Source organism: Sulfitobacter sp. F26204, from assembly GCF_026410305.1.
Taxonomy (GTDB): domain Bacteria; phylum Pseudomonadota; class Alphaproteobacteria; order Rhodobacterales; family Rhodobacteraceae; genus Sulfitobacter.
Window position 1 is genome coordinate 1 of the sequence record NZ_JAPMLQ010000015.1, and the last position, 19,340, is coordinate 19,340.

Annotated in this window: 20 protein-coding genes; 9 read left to right on the top strand and 11 right to left on the bottom strand. The window is 53.9% G+C overall.

The genetic code is table 11. The annotated features are described in order from the left end of the window. A partial coding sequence (locus OS190_RS19725; RefSeq protein ID WP_267160421.1) for an Ig-like domain-containing protein occupies window positions 1–4,049 on the bottom strand: 4,049 nt, incomplete at its 3' end. A 640-nt stretch (window positions 4,050–4,689) separates the two neighbouring features. Continuing rightward, entirely contained in the window at window positions 4,690–5,241 is a 552-nt protein-coding gene (locus tag OS190_RS19730) for a hypothetical protein (RefSeq protein ID WP_267160422.1), read from the bottom strand. A gap of 392 nt (window positions 5,242–5,633) precedes the next feature. On the opposite strand from OS190_RS19730, the gene OS190_RS19735 reads away from it, so the two are divergent. The 5 genes from OS190_RS19735 (at window position 5,634) to OS190_RS19755 (ending at window position 9,285) form a co-directional block, all read left to right on the top strand. Continuing rightward, the gene (locus OS190_RS19735) at window positions 5,634–6,734 is read left to right on the top strand and encodes a Hint domain-containing protein (protein ID WP_267160423.1); all 1,101 of its coding nucleotides are present in this window, start codon (window positions 5,634–5,636) and stop codon (window positions 6,732–6,734) included. Then, window positions 6,731–7,150 (top strand): NusA N-terminal domain-containing protein, encoded by a 420-nt coding sequence (locus tag OS190_RS19740; protein WP_267160424.1) that lies wholly within the window; start codon window positions 6,731–6,733, stop codon window positions 7,148–7,150. Before OS190_RS19735 ends, OS190_RS19740 begins: the two co-directional genes overlap by 4 nt. A 306-nt stretch (window positions 7,151–7,456) precedes the next feature. Then, window positions 7,457–7,699: an AbrB/MazE/SpoVT family DNA-binding domain-containing protein gene (locus tag OS190_RS19745; RefSeq protein WP_267160425.1), complete on the top strand. Its 243-nt coding sequence runs from the start codon at window positions 7,457–7,459 to the stop codon at window positions 7,697–7,699. 1 nt (window position 7,700) lies between these two features. Next, window positions 7,701–8,198 (top strand): endoribonuclease MazF, encoded by a 498-nt coding sequence (gene mazF, locus OS190_RS19750; RefSeq protein WP_267160426.1) that lies wholly within the window; start codon window positions 7,701–7,703, stop codon window positions 8,196–8,198. Window positions 8,199–8,367: 169 nt separating this feature from the next. Beyond that, window positions 8,368–9,285, top strand: a complete 918-nt coding sequence (locus tag OS190_RS19755) for a DMT family transporter (protein WP_267160456.1) — start codon at window positions 8,368–8,370, stop codon at window positions 9,283–9,285. Window positions 9,286–9,433: 148 nt separating this feature from the next. On the opposite strand, the gene rpsU is transcribed toward OS190_RS19755, so the two are convergent. From rpsU to OS190_RS19775, 4 genes are all read right to left on the bottom strand, one after another. Continuing rightward, window positions 9,434–9,634, bottom strand: a complete 201-nt coding sequence (gene rpsU / locus OS190_RS19760; protein WP_267160427.1) for a 30S ribosomal protein S21 — start codon at window positions 9,632–9,634, stop codon at window positions 9,434–9,436. Between the two features lie 189 nt (window positions 9,635–9,823). Then, complete coding sequence (locus tag OS190_RS19765) at window positions 9,824–10,885, bottom strand: DMT family transporter (RefSeq protein WP_267160428.1); 1,062 nt, start codon at window positions 10,883–10,885, stop codon at window positions 9,824–9,826. 525 nt (window positions 10,886–11,410) lie between these two features. Then, complete coding sequence (locus OS190_RS19770; RefSeq protein ID WP_267160429.1) at window positions 11,411–11,836, bottom strand: MerR family transcriptional regulator; 426 nt, start codon at window positions 11,834–11,836, stop codon at window positions 11,411–11,413. 20 nt (window positions 11,837–11,856) lie between these two features. After that, on the bottom strand, window positions 11,857–12,009 hold the full coding sequence (locus OS190_RS19775; RefSeq protein ID WP_267160430.1) for a hypothetical protein: 153 nt from the start codon (window positions 12,007–12,009) through the stop codon (window positions 11,857–11,859). Window positions 12,010–12,261: 252 nt separating this feature from the next. On the opposite strand from OS190_RS19775, the gene merF reads away from it, so the two are divergent. The 4 genes from merF to OS190_RS19795 all read left to right on the top strand — a co-directional run bounded on the left by merF (window position 12,262) and on the right by OS190_RS19795 (window position 15,298). Next, window positions 12,262–12,471, top strand: a complete 210-nt coding sequence (gene merF, locus OS190_RS19780; protein ID WP_267160431.1) for a mercury resistance system transport protein MerF — start codon at window positions 12,262–12,264, stop codon at window positions 12,469–12,471. Further along, the gene (locus tag OS190_RS19785) at window positions 12,447–12,668 is read left to right on the top strand and encodes a GDCCVxC domain-containing (seleno)protein (RefSeq protein ID WP_267160432.1); all 222 of its coding nucleotides are present in this window, start codon (window positions 12,447–12,449) and stop codon (window positions 12,666–12,668) included. Before merF ends, OS190_RS19785 begins: the two co-directional genes overlap by 25 nt. Before the next feature lie 681 nt (window positions 12,669–13,349). Beyond that, on the top strand, window positions 13,350–14,666 hold the full coding sequence (locus tag OS190_RS19790) for a sensor histidine kinase (RefSeq protein ID WP_267160433.1): 1,317 nt from the start codon (window positions 13,350–13,352) through the stop codon (window positions 14,664–14,666). Beyond that, window positions 14,663–15,298, top strand: coding sequence for a response regulator (locus OS190_RS19795; protein WP_267160434.1), 636 nt, complete (start codon window positions 14,663–14,665; stop codon window positions 15,296–15,298). The genes OS190_RS19790 and OS190_RS19795 overlap by 4 nt, the downstream gene beginning before the upstream one ends. A gap of 19 nt (window positions 15,299–15,317) precedes the next feature. On the opposite strand, the gene OS190_RS19800 is transcribed toward OS190_RS19795, so the two are convergent. The 5 genes from OS190_RS19800 to OS190_RS19820 form a co-directional block, all read right to left on the bottom strand. Continuing rightward, on the bottom strand, window positions 15,318–16,100 hold the full coding sequence (locus OS190_RS19800) for a hypothetical protein (RefSeq protein WP_267160435.1): 783 nt from the start codon (window positions 16,098–16,100) through the stop codon (window positions 15,318–15,320). A 133-nt stretch (window positions 16,101–16,233) separates the two neighbouring features. Next, window positions 16,234–16,845, bottom strand: coding sequence for a TIGR02466 family protein (locus tag OS190_RS19805; protein WP_267160436.1), 612 nt, complete (start codon window positions 16,843–16,845; stop codon window positions 16,234–16,236). Between the two features lie 143 nt (window positions 16,846–16,988). Beyond that, window positions 16,989–17,462: an EF-hand domain-containing protein gene (locus OS190_RS19810; RefSeq protein WP_267160437.1), complete on the bottom strand. Its 474-nt coding sequence runs from the start codon at window positions 17,460–17,462 to the stop codon at window positions 16,989–16,991. A 216-nt stretch (window positions 17,463–17,678) separates the two neighbouring features. Next, window positions 17,679–18,323, bottom strand: a complete 645-nt coding sequence (locus tag OS190_RS19815) for a hypothetical protein (RefSeq protein WP_267160438.1) — start codon at window positions 18,321–18,323, stop codon at window positions 17,679–17,681. A 175-nt stretch (window positions 18,324–18,498) separates the two neighbouring features. Continuing rightward, complete coding sequence (locus tag OS190_RS19820) at window positions 18,499–19,329, bottom strand: polyphosphate polymerase domain-containing protein (RefSeq protein ID WP_267160439.1); 831 nt, start codon at window positions 19,327–19,329, stop codon at window positions 18,499–18,501. Window positions 19,330–19,340 lie beyond the last annotated feature (11 nt).

The following is a 19,340-nucleotide window of genomic DNA, read 5'->3' on the forward strand; positions in this document are numbered from 1 at the left end:
GGCGCAGTGGCCTCAGTTACCGTCAGCGGATCGCCGTTCGGATCAGTGTCGTTGCCCAGCACGTCGATGGTGACGGTGTCGTCCTCATCCACATCTGCTGTGTCCGGCGCGGTCACTGGTGCTTGATCACCTTCGGCAACAGTCACTGTCACCTCAGCCGTGTCGGTGTTCCCGTCGGGATCCGTGACGGTGTAGGTGATCGTGTCTTCGCCGAGGAACCCTTCGTCAGGTTCGTAGCTCAGCGTGCCGTCGGGGTTGATGTCGACAATGCCGTTTGGTGCGTCGGCCAGTGTCACCGTCAACGGCTGCCCTTGTGGGTCGGTGTCGTTGGCAAGCACAGGGATGACCGCAGTTTCACCTGCATCCACAGAGGCTACGTCGTCAACCGCATTGGGGTTCTGGTCTTCGAGTACGGTGGCGCCTGTCACGTTGACCGTAATCGTCGCCTCGGCAGTGCCACCGTTTTCGTCTGCGACAGAGTAGGTGATCGACGTCGACACGACTTCCCCGTCCGGCACGTTTGCAAAATCGCCATCGGGGTCGCGGAAGCGCACGGCGCCTGTCGGGCTGATGCGGATCTGGCCACCGGCGTCAGCGTCCACCCAGGTATTGACCAAAGACGTCTCGCCTTGGGCTGCAACAACGCTCAGCGGATCACCTTCGGGATCACTGTCGTTGCTCAACAGGTCCGTAGCACTGTCGCTCAGACGGATGTTGCCACCACCATAGCCGTCGATGTCGAAGTCATAGGTATCGTCAACCGCAACAGGTACCTCATTCGCGTCGTTCGCATTGACCGTAACAGTCACGGTTGATGTGTCAGAATTCCCGTCAGGGTCTTCGACCGTGTAGGTGATCGTGTCTTCCCCGGTAAAGCCAACGTCAGGCTCATAGCTCAGTGTGCCATCGGGGTTGATGTCCACGATGCCGTTTGGCGCTGACGCGGATGTTACAGTCAGCGGATCGCCATTCGGATCAGTGTCGTTATCCAGCACATCGATGGAGACAGCAGTTTCTTCATCTGTCTCTGCAACATCAGGGTTGGCGTCGGGTGCGACATCAACTTCCGGTGCTACGGTCACGGCAACTTCGGCTGTGTCCGTGAGGCCATCTTCGTCCGCTATCGTGTAAGAAATCGTATCAACACCATCAAAACCAGCGTCTGGCGTATATTCCAGCGTGCCGTCGCCGTTGATAACAACTGTACCGTTGGGCGCAGTTGCGGCGGTCACGGTCAAATCATCACCGTCCACATCACTGTCGTTGCCCAGCACATCAATGGTCACCGGTGTCTCAAACGCTGTGTCATCGCTGTCGTCAACTGCCACGGGGGCGTCGTTGACGGGGGCTACGGTCACAGCGACCTCGCCTGTGTCGGTGTTCCCGGCAGGGTCTTCAACCGTGTAGGTGATCGTTGCGTCGCCGTTGAAGTCAGGCGCTGGCGTGAAGACAACTTCGTTGCCCACAACTCCGACAGTGCCCTGATCGGCAGGCACAGTTGCACCTGTCACGGTCAGCGGATCGTCATCTGGATCGGTGTCGTTGCCGACAACGTCGATGGTCACGGGTGTGTCTTCGTCCGTGGTGGCAACATCGTCAACAGCGGTTGGTGCGTCAGCGACAGGCGCCACGTCAACAGTTACCGTGCCTGTGTCAGTCAGACCGTCGGGGTCCTCGACAGTGTAGGTGATCGTTGCGTCGCCGGTGAAGTCCGGTGCAGGCGTGAAGACAACTTCGTTGCCCACAACTTCAACGATACCCTGATCGGCAGGCACAGTTGCACCTGTCACAGTCAGCGGATCGCCGTCCACGTCGGTGTCGTTGGCAACAACGTCGATGGTCACGGGGGTGTCCTCAGGTGTGCTGTCGCTGTCGTCCACTGCCACTGGGGCGTCGTTGACGGGGGCTACGGTGACAGCGACCTCGCCTGTGTCGGTGTTCCCGGCAGGGTCTTCAACCGTGTAGGTGATCGTTGCATCGCCGTTGAAGTCAGGCGCCGGCGTGAAGACAACCTCGTTGCCCACAACTTCGACAGTGCCCTGATCGGCAGGCACGGTGGCATCTGCCACGGTCAGCGGATCGCCATTTGCATCTGTATCATTGGCCACAACGTCGATAGTGACTGTGCCATCCTCGTCGACATCCGCGACATCATCTACAGCAACTGGTGCTACATCTTGAGGGTCTGTAATGATTTGTTCGATCCCTTCGAAGGTCAGCGAAGTGCCGTCCGCAAAGGTGACCGTACCAGCCGTCGCACCCGCATCGTTTGGATCCTCGGCTTGCACTATCGTGACATCGCCCGCGCCGCGCAGGTCCAGAACATCAAGGTCTGTGTTTTCGTCAGGGCCATTGCCCCCGTCGATCACATCACCCGCGCCGTCTTCTGCGCTTGAGACGACAAATGTGTCGTTGCCGTCCTGGCCGGACATTGCGTCACTGTCGGCACCGCCCTCGATGGTGTCGTCGCCGCCACCGCCAAAGATCGTGTCGTCGCCTTCGCCACCATCCAACGCGTCGTCACCAGTGGACTCATCGGGGCCGGCTGCTACTAACGAAACCGTATCAAGCAGTGGACCATATGCGTTGTTGTCGCCGGTTTCGCGGAAGCTCAGCGTTTGGGGGCCACCGTCGCCGACGACCTGTAGGTTGAATTCGCTCCATTCACCGGCGGCAGGTGTAACTGTCGCGACATATTGGTTGTCCCAGTAGACATCGATTGATTCAGCATCGCTGGAAGGACGCTGCTGCGCAACGAAGCTCAGATCATACGTTTGGCCGTCGACCGTATCGACAGTCTGCTCAAGCCTGTCCCTTCCCGCAGAAGATCCAAAGACGTCCAGTTCAACAAAGTTGCTGCCAGTGTCTGCGCTCACAGATCCGGGCCTTGCCGGATCCTCATATCCGTTGCCCCATGATTCCAGCGTACCGCCGTTACCGTTGGACCACCCATCAATGGATGCAGCAGCGTTGAAAGTTCCATTTGGAGTGCCGGCTTCAAGGCTGCCGTTGATCAGAAGGTTGCCCGGTGTATCTGCCCCACTGTCACCATAGATGACATCATCTCCTGAGCCGCCTTCGACGGTATCATCGTCCGCGCCACCGACCAGCGTGTCATTGTCCGCGCCGCCTTCAATGCTGTCGTTGCCAGTGCCGCCGTCAAGTGTGTCGGAGCCATCACCACCAGCAAGGGTATCGTTGTCCGAACCGCCACTAAGGAAGTCATTACCAATACCGCCAGATATGTTGTCGTCGCCGGCGTCACCTGCGATCGTGTCGTTACCGGAGCCACCATCAGCTTCATCATTGCCGGTGCCCAGCGTAATGTTGTCACGACCAGTTCCACCCAGAACAGTATCGTTTCCCGCGCCTGCACGCACGACGTCATCGCCCGCACCTGCGTCGATAACATCCGCACCGCCCGCATCGGACGTGCTGCTGTTTTGCGTATCGCCTGTGGGGCTCACTGTTGTCACAGTCACATTGTCATACAGGACCTGACCTGGCGCATAGACCGCTTGACCCGAATACAGACGTACGACAATTTCGCCGCCAGCTGCGGCCCCGGCTGGTGCCGTGATGCTGACTGGCGTCATGTCAAGGGGGCCGTTAAATTCATTTTGAACGGAGGCAATCTGTGTCAGGTTGCCAGATGCATCTTTGACAAAAATGGCAAAACCAAAACTGCTCAGCTGAGTCGTCGCAGAGCCTACGTCGACTGTCATAGTGTAAGACTGCGTTGGGTCGTAGGTCGCGCCTGTATCTTGGCTAATATAGTTATTGAAATTTAGCGGGTTCATATACTGAGCAGCGCCATCAGTATTGATGTTCGTCGGGATAAACTGGCCCGTGCTGTCGGTCGTGGCGCTGGTCCATCCTGCCGGAAGGCCGCCCTCGAAACCCGAAGCCAGGTCGTTTCCTTCAAAGGAACCGTTCGCTACAATATTATCACCGGTGATGACATCGTTACCGCTGCCGCCGTTGAGAATATCGCTGCCGATACCACCCTCGATATCTTCGTTGCGGCCTGAGCCAGTCAAATTAGCCATGATTTTAGTCCTTTCTCCATCGGCTTATCGGCCGAAACTCGTGAAATTGATGTTGCTGAGGCAACTGTATGTTAAGGGGGGAACGCGCCACTTACCGTATGTCGAAATGTTCCGGTCGAGCAGTCGAGATACGCGTCGGATGAGCGCATTAAGCTAGGGTTGCACGCATGCAGGCTCGATCTGCCGACTTCGCAGAGATCACAGTTATAGCGTTAGCCCTGCCTCCGCGCGGCATAAGCGATGCAGCAAACGGCATCTTTGCGTACTCAACTTTTTTCAAGGTAATCACCCGTTCCATACTAGACGCCCCCACGTCCGGCTCTCATGCTGTACAAAACCTTAACAACCCGCAAGAGGCGCATTTCGCTGAGTGAGATGGAATTTTGAAATTTGCCGTGATTGTGTCAAAATGTTAACCAGCATCTGACAGAGGGGCGGTGGAATTTTGGCGAGGGAAGGGCCGAGCGTTTACCAGTTACTTTGTATATTTTGAAGGCGATGCCAAAAATTTGAGCGTTTTTGAATCCATGTAAAATGCGAATGATCTGCACCGTCAAGTTTCCTGCTTTCTGAACAGAGTGTTTCCAAATTCCCCCTAATGTTTTGCAGGGAAATCTACCGTGGCGTGAATTAGAGAAGCTCAAACGTGAAAAAGCGCTATGTTGGTACCGTTCAAATTGGATTCTATCCTGCTAAAAATAGAATCAACGTCCAAAGTCGCACCCTTTTTGGAGCGCAGCCGAAGGCTGAAACCTGGCTGGCTGTTCAAGGTAACGGCGAGGCATATACTGGCCTCGTCGGCTTTAATGATTGGTCCTTTTTTGCGGATACGATCCAGCGTATCACTGTGGTGGCCCGCCACAATTCTTAACCGCTCGCTCGGAGTGCACATCAATGCATAGGCACGCAGAATTCGGGTGATGTCCGTCTTTTTCAAACTAAGCTGCGCCGCGCGCGCCATGCTGTCGTCAAGCAGTGATAGATCGTTCCTTTGATAGTCGGCTTTGTTCGTACTTTCAAAAACTTCAAAAGTGTCTCGGTGTGTAAACCCAGCCAAGCAGACATGTGCATCAAAGGTGTGTTCTAAATCGAGCATGGTCTGTGCAATTGGTTGCGCATTTTCAAAGCTGCTTGACCCGTTGATCAACTGGGCGACCTTGTCATGGGTTGCGACAAAGGCGTTGTCGCCCAACCGCATCCTGATCCAACCCGACGCCCGCAAAGCTGCCAGCGCTCGCCAGACCGCAGCGCGGCTAAAGGAACATTGCTCGGTGACTTGCGACAACGTGACTGGACCCGACAGACACACAATGTCGAGGACAGTCAGCACCCGCGCCGTCGGCCCATCTTTCACGACGCAGTTTCTTTGGTAGGTGGTTCCTGCGTTATGAGGTGCACTGTTCTATCCTAAAGGTCACCGCTCCAATCAAGACTTTGATCTCCACAGAGCGGTCCGCTTTGAACGGTGCGGCACCAACAGGTGTGAATTTGCTTTGTGGTTTCAAACTACACAAATTTGTCAAAATTTGAACACTTAAAATAGTTAACACGGTTTCAAGGTCAATATGTAAAAGGTTAGAAACATTGGAAGAGTTGATCGTAAACGGCGACTTTGAAAGTCCAGGTTACTCTGGCGGCTTCGTCAATGTAAACAATTACGGCGCATGGTTTGGCAACGACATCGAAGTCGGTGACGAAAACTTTTATTTTGCGGGCGGTTCTACAACCAACTCTGTCGTTGAACTTGACGGATTTGCCGGCCAATCGACCACCTTGCAGCAGGATTTCTTTGTCAGTGGTGACGACCGAAACGGTGAGCTTAGCTTTGACATTGGCGGGCGCAATACCGCGGCGGCGATGGACAATGTGTATGTGCAGATCACAAATCCCAGCGGGCAGTTGATTTTCAGCCAAACTGTAGCACCAGCAACCTCCGGCAGTTTCACCACCTTTACGTTCCCCGTGTCATTCGGGCCCGAAGGGACATATTCAATTGCCTTCATTGAACAGGGCACGAACAATGCCTTGGGTACTGTCCTTGATAACGTATCACTGATGGTTTGCTATGCGTCGGGCACAAAGATTGCGACCCCCCAGGGCGACAGGCACATCGAAGACCTCAGGGTTGGCGATCTTGTCACTGTGGCAGATGGTCCCGCACAGCCCATCAAATGGATCGGGTCCAAAAAACTGTCTTGTCGCAATCTGGCGGCCAAGCCGGAGTTGAGACCTATTCTGATCCGCGCAAATGCTTTGGGCCCGGGTGTCCCGCTGCGTGATCTTCTGGTTTCGCCTCAGCATCGGATGTTGGTGCGGTCCAAGGTGTCACAAAGGGTGCTCGGGGATTACGAGACTTTGATTCCGGCCAAAAAGCTCACTTCTTTGCCGGGTGTCGAAGTAATGGAGACCGCAGATGGGGTCGAGTATTTTCACTTCGCCTTGGATCAACATGCCATTGTTTGTGCCGAAGGGGCCTTGTCTGAATCTCTCTATCTTGGGCCGCAAGCTCTTTTGGCGCTGTCACCGGAGGCCCGCCAGGAACTTCGTAGTCTGTTCCCGGAATTGAATATCCCCCACGTGCGCCCAAAAACCGCGCGCCCGTTTCATTCACGCACACGGGATATTAACGAGCTGTGCATGCGTCTGACCAAAAATCAAAAGCCGGCATTGGAGTTGGCAGCATGACACCGGATCCAGTTCTTAGGGTGGACGGGGCGTTTGATGCCCAAAACCCCGGCGCTCTGTTGGCGTTTGCCCGCAAAAAGTCGAATAAATCCGGCATACCTGTCACACAGGTCATTGCAGAAATTGAAGCGGCTTATGTCAGGGAAGCTGAAGCAACCTATGGCACGAAATTCGAGTTTTGGGCGCGCCTTAGGCAAGACGGACACGTTGTTCTCGCGCAGGTATTGAAAGTTGTAAAAATCGTGAAGGATAACCACCGTGAAGTCTCATTGAAGAATGCGCGATTGCAGAATTCTGCTGTACATCCGGGGCAGTACTTTGTGAAAAATCTCAAACCCATTCATCCTGTTGAGTTTTCAAAACACCTGCGGTCTTCGCAAAACTCAATTTCAAATTTAAAAATTTCCGTAATTTAGCGGGGTGATCCAAGCTTTCGACATCACCGATGGTGTAGATAGTTTAACAACCTTTGGTTGTCCATCGTCAGGGTATTTAAGACCACTGGCCGTTTAAACCAGGGGAATGTTTGGCTTAACTGGTTCGATTAATTTTACGGCGGGCCGTCCGTGATGCAAGCGTAGCACTTGGAGTGTCTTTCGTTTTGGTAGAAATCAGAAGCCAAGTAGGTCAGTGCTTATTATAATGACAACACTGAGTGTATCAACAATGTTGATACAGTCTTGCATTACTCCCATATCTTGAGTCCAATCTGAGGATAACAGATGCGTGTTGTTGTAAAAAAATGGGGCAACAGTGCCTCGGTGCGAATACCTGCGGCGATTATGCAGGCCGCGAAGCTGTCGCTCGACACACCGGTCGATATACGCGAAGAAAACGGACGTATCAATATCGAGCCGGATCAATCGCCAGAGTTTTTGCTGGACGATTTGTTGGATGGCATCACCAGCGAAAACACCCACGAAGCAATCGAAACCGGTGAACCATTAGGCCGAGAAACGTTCTGATATGGCCTACATTCCAGAGGCCAGCGACATCGTCTGGCTGCAGTTCAATCCACAAGCGGGACACGAGCAAGCCGTACATCGTCCGGCGCTCGTCTTGAGCCCGGCGAAGTACAAAAAGATTGCCTTTATGCTCTGTTGTCCGATGACAACCCAGATAAAAGGATATCCGTTCGAAGTGGTCATCAAAGGCTCACAAACCAGTGCAGCGCTTGCTGATCAGGTCAAGAGCCTTGATTGGAAGGTCAGAAAAGCAAAGCGGAAGAGCCAAGTTTCCGCATCGGAGCTTGCAGTGCCCTCCGTTCCCGCTGCGGCAGCCATGAATGACCGGTTTTCCCGCCGCATGGCGGCGCAGAAATTTACGCAGTTGCAGCAATTTCCGCGCTGCAAGCGCACGCAGCACAAATCTGTCACTTCTGCTTTGGGCTCTCCTGACACCTTCGCCGCACCATCTACGAACGGTTGGTCCGAAAACGGGTGCCGTTCTCTGCGTAGAGCTTGAACTGGCAAGACGCGGGACGAAGTACCAATTCGCGGCGTTGGCAGAAGGTGCTGGTCAGAGGCCATTCCTTGGCATCTATGTACCACGAACAGCTTCGGTGTCGCAAACGGAAGGCCAAAGCGACAGCCGCATCGCTAGCAATGAGAAAGAAATGTCTTTCGGAGACCAAATGACTGTCATGAACCAACCGTCACTCGGCACTGACGGGCACCGGTTCGGTGTCCTGTTTGTCTTTACTGCTGGTGTGCTTTGGTCGACCGTCGGGCTTGGAATACGGCTGATCGAAGACGCGGTTGTGTGGCAGATATTACTTTACCGATCGGCCAGCCTGTCACTTCTGCTTTATGTGTTCATTCGCATGCGCTCTGGTGAAAGCCCCTTTGCCCAGATCCGCCGCACCGGGTTCCCAGCAGTGATCGCAGGGCTGTCACTGGTGGCTGCTTATTCCGGAGGGATATATGCAATCCAGGCGACATCTGTAGCAAACGCCATGCTTCTGTTTGCAACAGCACCCTTTATGGCGGCAGTTCTGGGATGGGTTGTTCTGCGTGAACCTGTACGCCCTGCCACCTGGGTGGCCATAGCCGTTGCCATTGCCGGTATCGCGATCATGGTCGCAGATAAATCTGGAGGCGTAGCCTTGAAGGGCAGTCTGGCGGCCTTGGGGTCCGCCTTTGGATTTGCGGTCTTCACTGTGGCGCTGCGTTGGGGAAAATCAGGTGAAATGCTGCCGTCGGTGTTTCTGTCCGGATTGTTCGGCATCATCGTGACGTCCGGCATTTGTCTGTTTTTGGAATTGTCTCTGGTGTTGTCGGTCCGGGATGGTGGCATTGCAATGGGCATGGGGGTGTTTCAGGTCGGCGCAGGGTTGATCCTGTATACTCTGGGGTCTCGCAGCCTTCCTGCTGCGGAACTTGCGCTGTTGTCACTGGCCGAAGTGCTCCTTGGGCCGTTATGGGTCTGGTTGTTCATCGGTGAAACCGCCACGCTCAACACATTGACTGGCGGCGCGGTTTTGCTTGCGGCGATCGCCGGAAACGCTCTGTCAGGCAAGCGACGTAGGCCGCCGCCGATCACGTCACCTTAGGGGATTGGGGACAACCTATTCCTGATGGGGCCACCGTGAGTGGGTGCGTTGCATGTGTGATCATATCCCCTTGCGCATGTTGATTGTTGCACTTGGGGTTCCGTTATTTGTGTTGCTATTGCGCGACTTTAGCCAAAGGGACGTCTAGCTACCCTTCGCGATCCAGTTTTTTTCGCGCAAGTTTTCGGGCGCGGCGGATTGCTTCGCCTTTTTCCCGCAGCCTTTTCTCGGAAGGTTTTTCGAAGTGTTCCTTCAGCTTCATTTCGCGGAATACACCTTCGCGTTGTAGTTTTTTCTTCAACACCCGAAGAGCTTGATCAACATTGTTGTCGCGAACACTTACTTGCATGTGGTTTTCAAGCCTTTCCAGAAACAACTTATTGAGATTTGCACGAGCCCGTCAGTTGTCAAGGTAATTTTTGTGTATGCAACTGCACGTCGGAAAAACGGTGTTCTTCCTAGTTCTGGCTTTCGACCGTTGAGCCGCGTTTTCAGCAGTATCTTCGCTCACCCAGTATCAGCCGAGGCTGCTTGTAGATTAAGGTAACTTCTTGTCAAACTCATCCAGTTCCATGGCCTCAGCATCCAACGCGTCCGCCAATACCATAGAAGGCGCGCCTGGGGTAAAAACCGTCTGAGCCGTGGGCGGGTTGTCGTCTGCGGAGCGATTGACCCGAAGCTCACGATAGGCTGTGTACATGCCGCTCACTATGATCAGTACCATGCCAATGAAGGTCGTATGGGGTGGGACTTCCCCCCACAGCAGGTATGCGAGGATGGCTGCCAAAGGCAGGTAACTATAGTCGAATGGTGCGATCACACTCGCGCTGGCGATCTGATATGCACGCGAGACCAATGTATAGGCCACCGTTCCGATTGCCCCCAGTAAAGCCAGCATCGCGATGCCTTCGACATTTGGCACCGGCCAACTCATGCGCAAATGGTTTAGTTCTGGCGAGACCACAATCATTTGCGTAACCACAAATCCCATCGGAACGATTACAAAACCCGAGAAAGAGATCGTGTATAGCCCGATGACGAGCGATGTGTCCTGCTCTCCGATCTTTCGCACAATGATTTGGCTGATTGCATAGGTAAGTGCGCAAAAAAGCGGAAGAGCCGAAATCCAGCCAAAGTTTCCGCCTGTGGGGTTCATCGCGATGACAACGCCCGCAAACCCTACCAGCAGTGCGGCAATGCGGTGCATTCCAACCTTCTCCTGCAGAAACAGCGCTGCCAAAGTCGCGGTCATCAGGGGTGCGGCGAAGAACAGCGTCGTGACCTCGGCAAGGCCCATAAAAGGAAAGGCGGTATAGAACATCGCGAAGCCTGAAGCAAAGAGCATGGCACGTGCTAGATACCAAGGCCAAAGAGGGGTCAAAATACGATGCGGCGCACCTAGCCACAGGACGAGCGGCAGCAAGGTTATCAAAGCGACGATGGAGCGGCTGAAGATCAGCATCCACACCGGGTAGTGTGTCAACATACCCTTCATTAGAACGTCCTGCCCGACAAACAGCACCATGCCCGTAAGCACACAGGTGATCCCTTGGAGAGTGCGGGACAGCGACGGTGCGTGTGTATATGTTGAGGCGGTCATGACAGTAGACTGCTTATTCCAGGATGAGCATCCCGCCACGCAGCGACCGGAATGTCGGTTTCAATCAATAATCCAGATCAAAAGTCAGTTTGTCCCACAACTCGGTCATAGCCCATCGTGATTTCGCTGCACCTACAACGAATGCCCGCTTTTCTCTCTGCGGCGCAGCTAACAATTTTGGCGCCTGAATTGCTGCACTTGCTAGCGTTTGCGCAGGAGCACTTCCGGTATGGCTCTCTAGGCACCTTAGCTGAGCCGGTCACGAGCGGCCGGTTCGGGAAACATCGCCGTTCGCTGTACCTCGCACGAATGGGTAAGACGCGGACTTTCCCGACATTGGTGTTTGAGTATGTTGCTGACGCAGCATTGCCTTGCATGCGCGGCAAATTTCTTGCTGCGATGCGGCTAAAGTCACGGAAGCGGTCATTGCTGGACAGCTCTAACGGCCCCACCTAAACGGTAATTTCGCTGTATGACATAGGAAAGCGAATCGTGCGGACATTCCTCCCGTTCATGAAAGTCGATCTAAGGTCTGCTTTGCTCTGATCTCAATTCCCCAAAACCATCTTTCATCAGAGCGTCGAGCATAGGACACGCCGCTGTCCCATCATCGCAGTTAGCAGATAAGCTGAGAAGTGCTTTGCGAAGAAGTGTCAGGTTTTCGATCTTGGCGTTGATCTCATCTAAATGGCTTTCCGCCAAGGTTTTAACCTCACCGCATGAACGACTACTTTGCTTCGTCAAGGACAGGAATGTTTGGATGACCGAGATAGGAAAACCCAAGTCACGGCATCGGCGCACAAATCTCAATTTTGCGATCTCGTCGGGTGAATAGAGCCTGCGCCCGCCTGCGGATCGACCCGGTTTTGGCACAACGCCGATCCGCTCATAGTACCGGATCGTTTCTATATTCACGCCGCTTCGCTCTGATGCCTTACCAATCGTGAACATTTTTCTTTCTCCTGTAGCCGCTACAGGAAGTAGAAGAGCAGAATGAATGTGAATGCAAGTGAACAAACAGCGATAGAACCCAGCTTGGTCGGGCGAATGTTGATGCCCTTCGCGGCGGTTTTGGCAGTGTTGTCAGCGTCATGTTGCGTGTTGCCGATTGGTCTATCGATCATGGGCCTTGGCGGCACATGGTTGACGATGCTTGGCCCCTTTATCGTTTATCGCGCGTTCATCTTGTTCGGTGTTGCAGTTGCGCTGATCTGGTCGTGGTATCGGGTGGTTCGGCCAAAACCATGCGTGTCGCGTAGGCGGTCCGCTATCGTCTGGGCATCTCTAGCAAGTATTGCATTCTTGGTCGCGCTGTCGTCGCCTTATTGGGAGGCCTCAGCGCAACGGTTCATGTGGGATTTGTGGAGATCGACCCGATGAAGAACAAATTACTGGCACTTGGTATCGGCGGCACGATCTTGGCGATCCTGTGCTGCTTCACACCGCTCTTGCCGGTCGTACTGACGGCAATTGGCCTGACCGGATTACTCGGCGTTCTATACAATGATGCCGTTCTATTGCCGGTTTTGGCAGGCTTTCTCATATTGACGGGGTACGCTCTATGGCGACAGAAGAAACAAAAGTAGTCTTGGAATCCACTTTGATCTGTCCGTCTTGTGGGCATGTCGAGACCGAAACCATGCCGACAGATGCTTGTCAGTGGTTCTACGAATGTAAGTCTTGTCAGGCGGTGTTGAAGCCATTGGAAGGCCACTGTTGCGTTTATTGTTCATACGCGACCGTGCCATGTCCACCGATCCAAGAAGGCAAGTCTTGCTGTTGACAATTGACCTGGATCCAGAGGCGGCAGGCAGACCAACGTCCCTAGCTTCATCAGACTGAAGTCCGATTTACCGCACGACTTTGGCGGGTTTCGAAAGGTCATCCATTCACTAATGGTTTTCCCGAGTTCATTCACAACAAGGGAGACTTTCATGCAGTACGAACATCTACTTTTTGCGATTGTGTTATGCGCGATATCCACTTCGGTAAGCGCAAATTCACAAGGCATCGACATCGCGAAACCGGCTGCGGTTATCTGCGTTGGGATAACGGCTCCAACAAATAACGGGCAGTTTGATTTGGCATGCCAAATCCACGAACAGGAAACACATGATGCAAATGGCGGCCTTGGGAATCGGCAACCTTTGCCCTCCGCCACATCGGAAAACACTTCGGGTTCCGAAATCCCGGGATGTGACGAACCGGGAGATGTGATCGAACAGGGGTTCTGCCTTGATTAGCACATGCGCATAAAGCGAAACACGCCGACGCGCCAAAATCTCCACTCGAACCTGATCCCCATAGGATTTCTTTTTGTTTGCTCATGATACGAACTCAGACGAAAGTCCCTTCCGGTTCTGGTCGCGACGGTTAGAGTATCCGGATGAGCCAAAATTCAGTGTCACAATTTTGGAAGCGCTTATCGTTGCCCAGTCAATTCATCTTGGCTGGAGGAACTGTCATGCTTGTTGCATTGGTAGCCGTGGGATCATGGGTCTCACATAGAATTGAGCAGGCAGCAGTACAGAATTTCGGAATCACTGCTGCAAACTATGTTGAGAGTTTTATCTCGCCTATCACACAAGATCTGGCTGATGGCACCGAACTCTCGGACCCTGCGCAACAAGCGATGGAAGAGATATTCTCCAGCTCGGCTCTGAGTGGTCGAATAGTATCCTACAAAATATGGAAAAAGGGCGGCTTGATCGTCCATGCCTCAGATCCGTTGCTCGCCGGTCAGAAATTTGATCCTTCCGATGATCTTCGTGCAGCCTGGCAGGGGAAGGTTTCAGCGTCATTTGAAGATCTAAATGATCCTGAAGACGCGTCTGAAGCTTCGCTTGGGGTGCCCTTGCTGGAAGTTTACAGTCCAATTCACGAGGTCTTTAGTGGTGAGATCATTGCCGTTGCCGAATTCTACGAACGCGCTGACGCCTTACAGATCGAATTGTCGGATGCACAACGCACGACTTGGATGGTGGTTGGTTCTGCGTTTGCGCTTAGCGGGTTGCTCCTTATTGGTATCGTCAAGGCGGGCGGACGCACGATTGAAGTTCAGCGTGCAGAACTAAAGGCCCAGTTGGCGGCCTCTGAGAGACTTGCAATCCAAAATGACACTCTACGAAAGCGTGCGATCACGGCAAACCAGCGCGCAACAGCGCAGACCGAACAAACGATACGGCGCGTCGGATCTGACCTTCATGATGGGCCCGCGCAGCACCTTTCGTTTGCCGCTTTGAGGCTCGACTCTGCCTTCGAAAAAGAGGGGGCACCCGACGCTCGCAAAGAAATCCGCACCTCTCTGAACAAAGCCTTGGAAGAAATCCGCGCCATCTCGCGAGGACTGGCTTTGCCCGAACTTGAAGAGCTTGATGTTGCAGGGCTTGTCCGGCGCGCGGTTACCGAGCGGGAAGCGCAATCGGGGTATAGCGTAGACCTGAAATTCGAAGGATCAGAGCCAAAAACACTGAGCTACGCTGAAAAACTGTGCATATATCGTTTCCTGCAAGAGGGGCTGTCCAACGCTTTCAGACATGGGAAAGTCGAAACCGCTGTCGTCACGGTAACCGGTATGCCCGAGTGTGTACGGATCAATATTGAGGACGCCGGTGAAGGATTTAATGTCCGTGATCCGATCCAACTCGACGCACATGGCGGGCAGGGTCTGATCGGCCTGAAAGATAGGGTGGAGAGCATTGGTGGCTCATTGACGATTGAAAGCAACATTGGGAAGGGAACCGTCCTAACCCTTGAGATAGATACTGAGGAAACAGCATGACCATTACGATGATTGTAGCGGATGACCACCCGATTTTTAGAGATGGGTTGGTACAAAGCGTCTCTGAAACTGGAGAATTTGATGTTGTAGGCACCGGAGCAACGGCACAAGAAGCCATAGAAATTGCGCGAAGGCACACGCCAGATGTGGCCCTTTTGGATTTGTCGATGCCGGGAAATGGGATCAACGCGGCGAAGGTGATCGTCGCTGAAAAACTCGCAGGACACGTGGCAATGCTGACAGTGTCAGAAGACGACACGGATGTGACCAATGCCCTCCAGGTAGGTGCAATAGGCTACGTTCTCAAAGGCGTCTCAGCAGATGAATTACGGCGGGTTCTGAAAGGGATTGCCAAAGGCGAAGCACATGTCTCCCCTGGGCTTGCAGCACAGGTCCTGAAAATTATGCAGGCCCCAAAGGCGAATACTCACAACCCGATAGACGAACTCACTAAGAGGGAAGAAGAAATTCTGCGTTTGGTCGCAACGGGTCAAAGCAATCGGGAGGTTGCCGATGCACTCAACCTTCAAGAGAAGACGGTGAAGCACTATATGACTGTCATTCTGAGCAAACTTCACGCCCGCAACAGGGTAGAGGCTGCATTGATCGCCCACGACGCCTGGAACAAGTGACGGGTTCGGTCACTATCGCCTATTTGTTGCGAAAGCGATTCAGCCGATTTCGATCCTTTTGCGTCGCGCTGCGTGAGGCGACGGTTCTGCCATACTGATCCGTCAAAATGTATCGGCCTGAAGATATCTCCTCACGCCAACCATTTGCATATAATATCTCGACGTTGTTTCCGCGATAGGTGGCTTTGACCGCACGTGATTTCACACCAGATGGCGCAGTCTCAACTTTTGTACCTTGTCCGCCAATCAGGGCGCGCGCCCGCGCCAGATCGCTACTTTGCGCACGCCTTCTTTCCAGAACACGTCCATTGCGATCTAAACGAACATATTGGCCGTTTCGGATTTCCTCACGGGTCCCATCGCTGAAAAAAATGCGCGCGCCATTCCCAAGCTTTTGAGCTTTGACCGCTCGCGGCGCTTTGCGTTCACCTTCGCCGTCGTCTTCATCATCCCCGTCCTCGCCATCGTCCCCATCATCTCCGTCTTCACCGTCGTCTCCATCATCCCCGTCTTCGCCATCGTCTCCGCCCTCGCCATCGTCCCTATCATCACCGCCCTCGCCACTGTCCCCATCGTCTCCGCCTTCGCCGCCGTCCCCGTCGTCACCGCCCTCGCCACCGTCCCCATCGTCGCCACCTTCGCCATCATCCCCACCGTCACCATCACTTCCAGAGCCGCTCTCGGCATGAGCGAGAGACGCGACAAGCGTGAGCTTCCCCGCAAGGTCTGTTTCCAAACGATACGGAAAGATCGCGAAGACCGAAGTCATCAATAACAGTTTTGTCGTCGCTAGCGGCTTCATGGCCTTACATCACTCAATTCCGGTGGAGATAACTATAGGGAGTCCAGCCTATTTTCCAACGGACTTTGGTCCCGGCATAGGCAGGTCCGGATTCTGTCTCCAGCACGGTTGGCAAAAGTCCATCAGAATTGACCTATTTGCGGAAGGTTGCGTTGAACGCGACCGTGACCCGGTCCTCATCCATCTCGTTCGGGTAGACCCAGTGCAACAGGTAAGATGGGAACAGGATTATTTCACCTGCAGCTGGCCTGATCCGGCGTTTTAGCCGAAAGGCGCTGGTTTGCAGTAATTCCCAATGTGGCAGATCCACCCGTGGGGCGACAAATTCGATCATGCCAGAGTCGCCGTCATCCGTGTCTGGCTGGGAAACGTAGTAGACCCCCGACCAATGCGCGCCCGGGTGAGTGTGAGGGGCGTTGTAGCCGTTCAGGGGATTGACGTTCATCCAGCCGAACAGTTTCAGCTTGAGTGTTTCGGGGTCAACTTTCTTGGTCATTTTTCGAGTTGCACTGAGCACAGACATTTCGGCAGCTACGCGCAGTTCAACAATGCAATCAGAGTCCCGCGAGAACAGGTTGCCGGTCGAATGCCACCCAAGCCGGTTTGATTTTGTGACACCCTCATCCTCGTGGCGCATGATAGCGCCTTCCTTCAGAAGTGCAGCGCTGAGCGATCCATGATTGGCCACGTTGTATCGAAAGAGTGGTGAAGAGAAGAGTTTTTCAAACTTTGTTTCTGAGATCATATTGCTTCCTGAAGAGTGAATTCCAGCATCGTTTTTTCGGAGGCGAACGCCGACGAATTGTCGAATGCAAACGTGATCTGGCTGGAATCTACTCGAAACCAGCCATAGTCTTTCACGTTACAAAGTCGCTATTAGGGCGGTCCTTAGTCGTCGCTTTCGCCACCTTCGCCACCGTCGTCGCCACTCTCGCCACCGTCATCGCCTTCACCACCGTCGTCGCTTTCGCCACCGTCGTTGCTTTCACCACCGTCATCGCTTTCGCCACCGTCGCTGCTTTCACCGCTGTCGTCGCTTTCGCTGCCGTCGTCATCACTCTCATTATGGCCACCGCTGTTGGATTCGCCGTCATCGCTTTCGTCGTCGTCGTCCTCATCATCGCTCTCATTCCCATCGCTGGATGAGCGCGCTTCGGCCAGGCTCACTCTGCCGTCATTGTTTCCGTCGGATCGACCCAAAACACGATCTGCGCCACTTGTGCCGAACGCAGATGCGAGTTCATTGCGGCTCAGCGAACCGTCATTGTTGGTGTCAATCTGTCCAAACGTTTCGGCACCATAGGCCGGAATCGAAAATACAAGGCAGAGAGATGTAGAGAGAAGTAACCTTGAACGTGTCATTTTAGTTCTCCTGTGTTGATTGGTGATGCGATTCTAGCGTTTTGGCACACGCGCCACATCGGAAGATCGTCTAGGAGTTTCGGTTCAATGGTCTGACTAGATTTCGGACTAAAGTCTCATGCTCTGGCCTCCCTACGGTCCTGCCAACGCACCAAAATGAAGGTAGGCAATTTGTCGGATTGGCAGCCCAGACTGCCAACCCACTCGCTGAGATATTTATTCTGCCGCAAAGCAGTAAAATAGGCCCGCCCCACCAGTTCCAGTCAAAGCCTCCTGACTGCACCCTCGGGAGCCATGTGCCGAGTTCCACGACGTGTTGCCGCCGCCATGACGGTCATGATGCCCGACTTGCGCGCTTCCTTCACCGGAATTGGTCCAGTTGCTGCAAGTGTGATCACCCTCGGCCCAAGGAAAATAGGCCATCCCATCCGCCATGGACCCGGTCAGAATGTCATGCTCGTTGGGGCTGTCCCCGACACCGTTGACCATGTTCCCATTCTCATCGACAGCTGTTCGCTTGATGATGTTTGGGCTCAGGTGCAATTCATCCAGATCGCTCGCCACCAACTCTCCGTTTGCATTGTACCAGGGCCCCTTGCCAATGCGGTATCGGGCGGAAACCCCGCGTTTTCCGTCTTCTTGTGTGCTGAGATAGGCGCGCCAGGTCTGACCGTTGGTGCCCGCTGCGGTCGCCAGTGCAGCACAATGCGCGTCGGCCCCCTCCAGCCCGCCCAAATCTGCGCCGTTGCCCAATCCGGTGCTGGTTACGAAAAACCCCATTGCGTGGTCCTGTGCCTGCGCCATGCCAATGTGGCTGGCCACAGCCAAAGGTATCAATACTGCAGTTCTTAATCCGATCATCTCGTTCCCTCCCAGTTGTGAGTATCGGTGCCGCCATCGGAACAAACTTGGAAATCGCACAGATAAGCATGGGACACCGATCATGCCAGCATACCCGCGCAAACCCGTCCGACTTACCGACTTTGGTCTGATAAAGCTGCGCACCCCACCAAAAGTTTGATGGGGTGCGCAGGTCTCAGGCCGCAAGCTGACGCTTTGACGGTTTGACAACCAGGTTCGTACCCTTGACCATGTGGAGCCGACGCATGGTTGGCATGAACCTGTTCCAGCGACTGACTTCTCCCAGGGCCGCCATCCCGATGCAGTACTTGGAGCACTTCTTAGTTGGACGGGCGTGCATACGCCGCAGGGCCTTGTCGGCGAACCCACGCCCCAAAGCGGATTTCGTTTCGACGATAAAAACGTCGCTTGCTGCATCAAGGGTCTGGTCCGCGGTGGCAAAGTGCAGCTTTGCGTCAATCGTCATGCGTTCTCCACCAGACTTGGCAACCAGCGTGATCCGTTGATACCGGACATCCAGAGCGCGACCCAGATCGTATTCAAATGGCTTGTCATACTGGTTGGCGTAGGTCTCGCGCGCGAATTCAAATGCTTCAGGCGTCAGCGTCTCCAACGCGTTAGGATCATAAGGCAAGCGGTGTTTTTCTGTCATGCCGCGTTTGCCTTTGACCTTCACCTCAAGAAAGCAAAGGCCCGCATCTGCGTAGCGTCGCACCCGCACTTTGAAGCCTTTGCGTAGACCCTGATGGTGTTCGTAATACGCGCTCCGTCGGGGATCATCATAATAGCGGGTATCGTAGGTGAACGCGCGCCGATGATCGATTTCAAGAATGTCGAATTCTTCCAAAAGCTCGGGCAGAACCTTTTCCATCATCCAGCGGTCAATCACATATTTGTTGTCGATCCGCGAAAGCATCTCTGCCTTTTGATTGAGCTGATCCAAGTTGATTGGGGCAAAGCCGTCAGTCAGCCAAGCAAGGTCCATGTTTGGAACAATATAAGTCATCACGTTGCCTT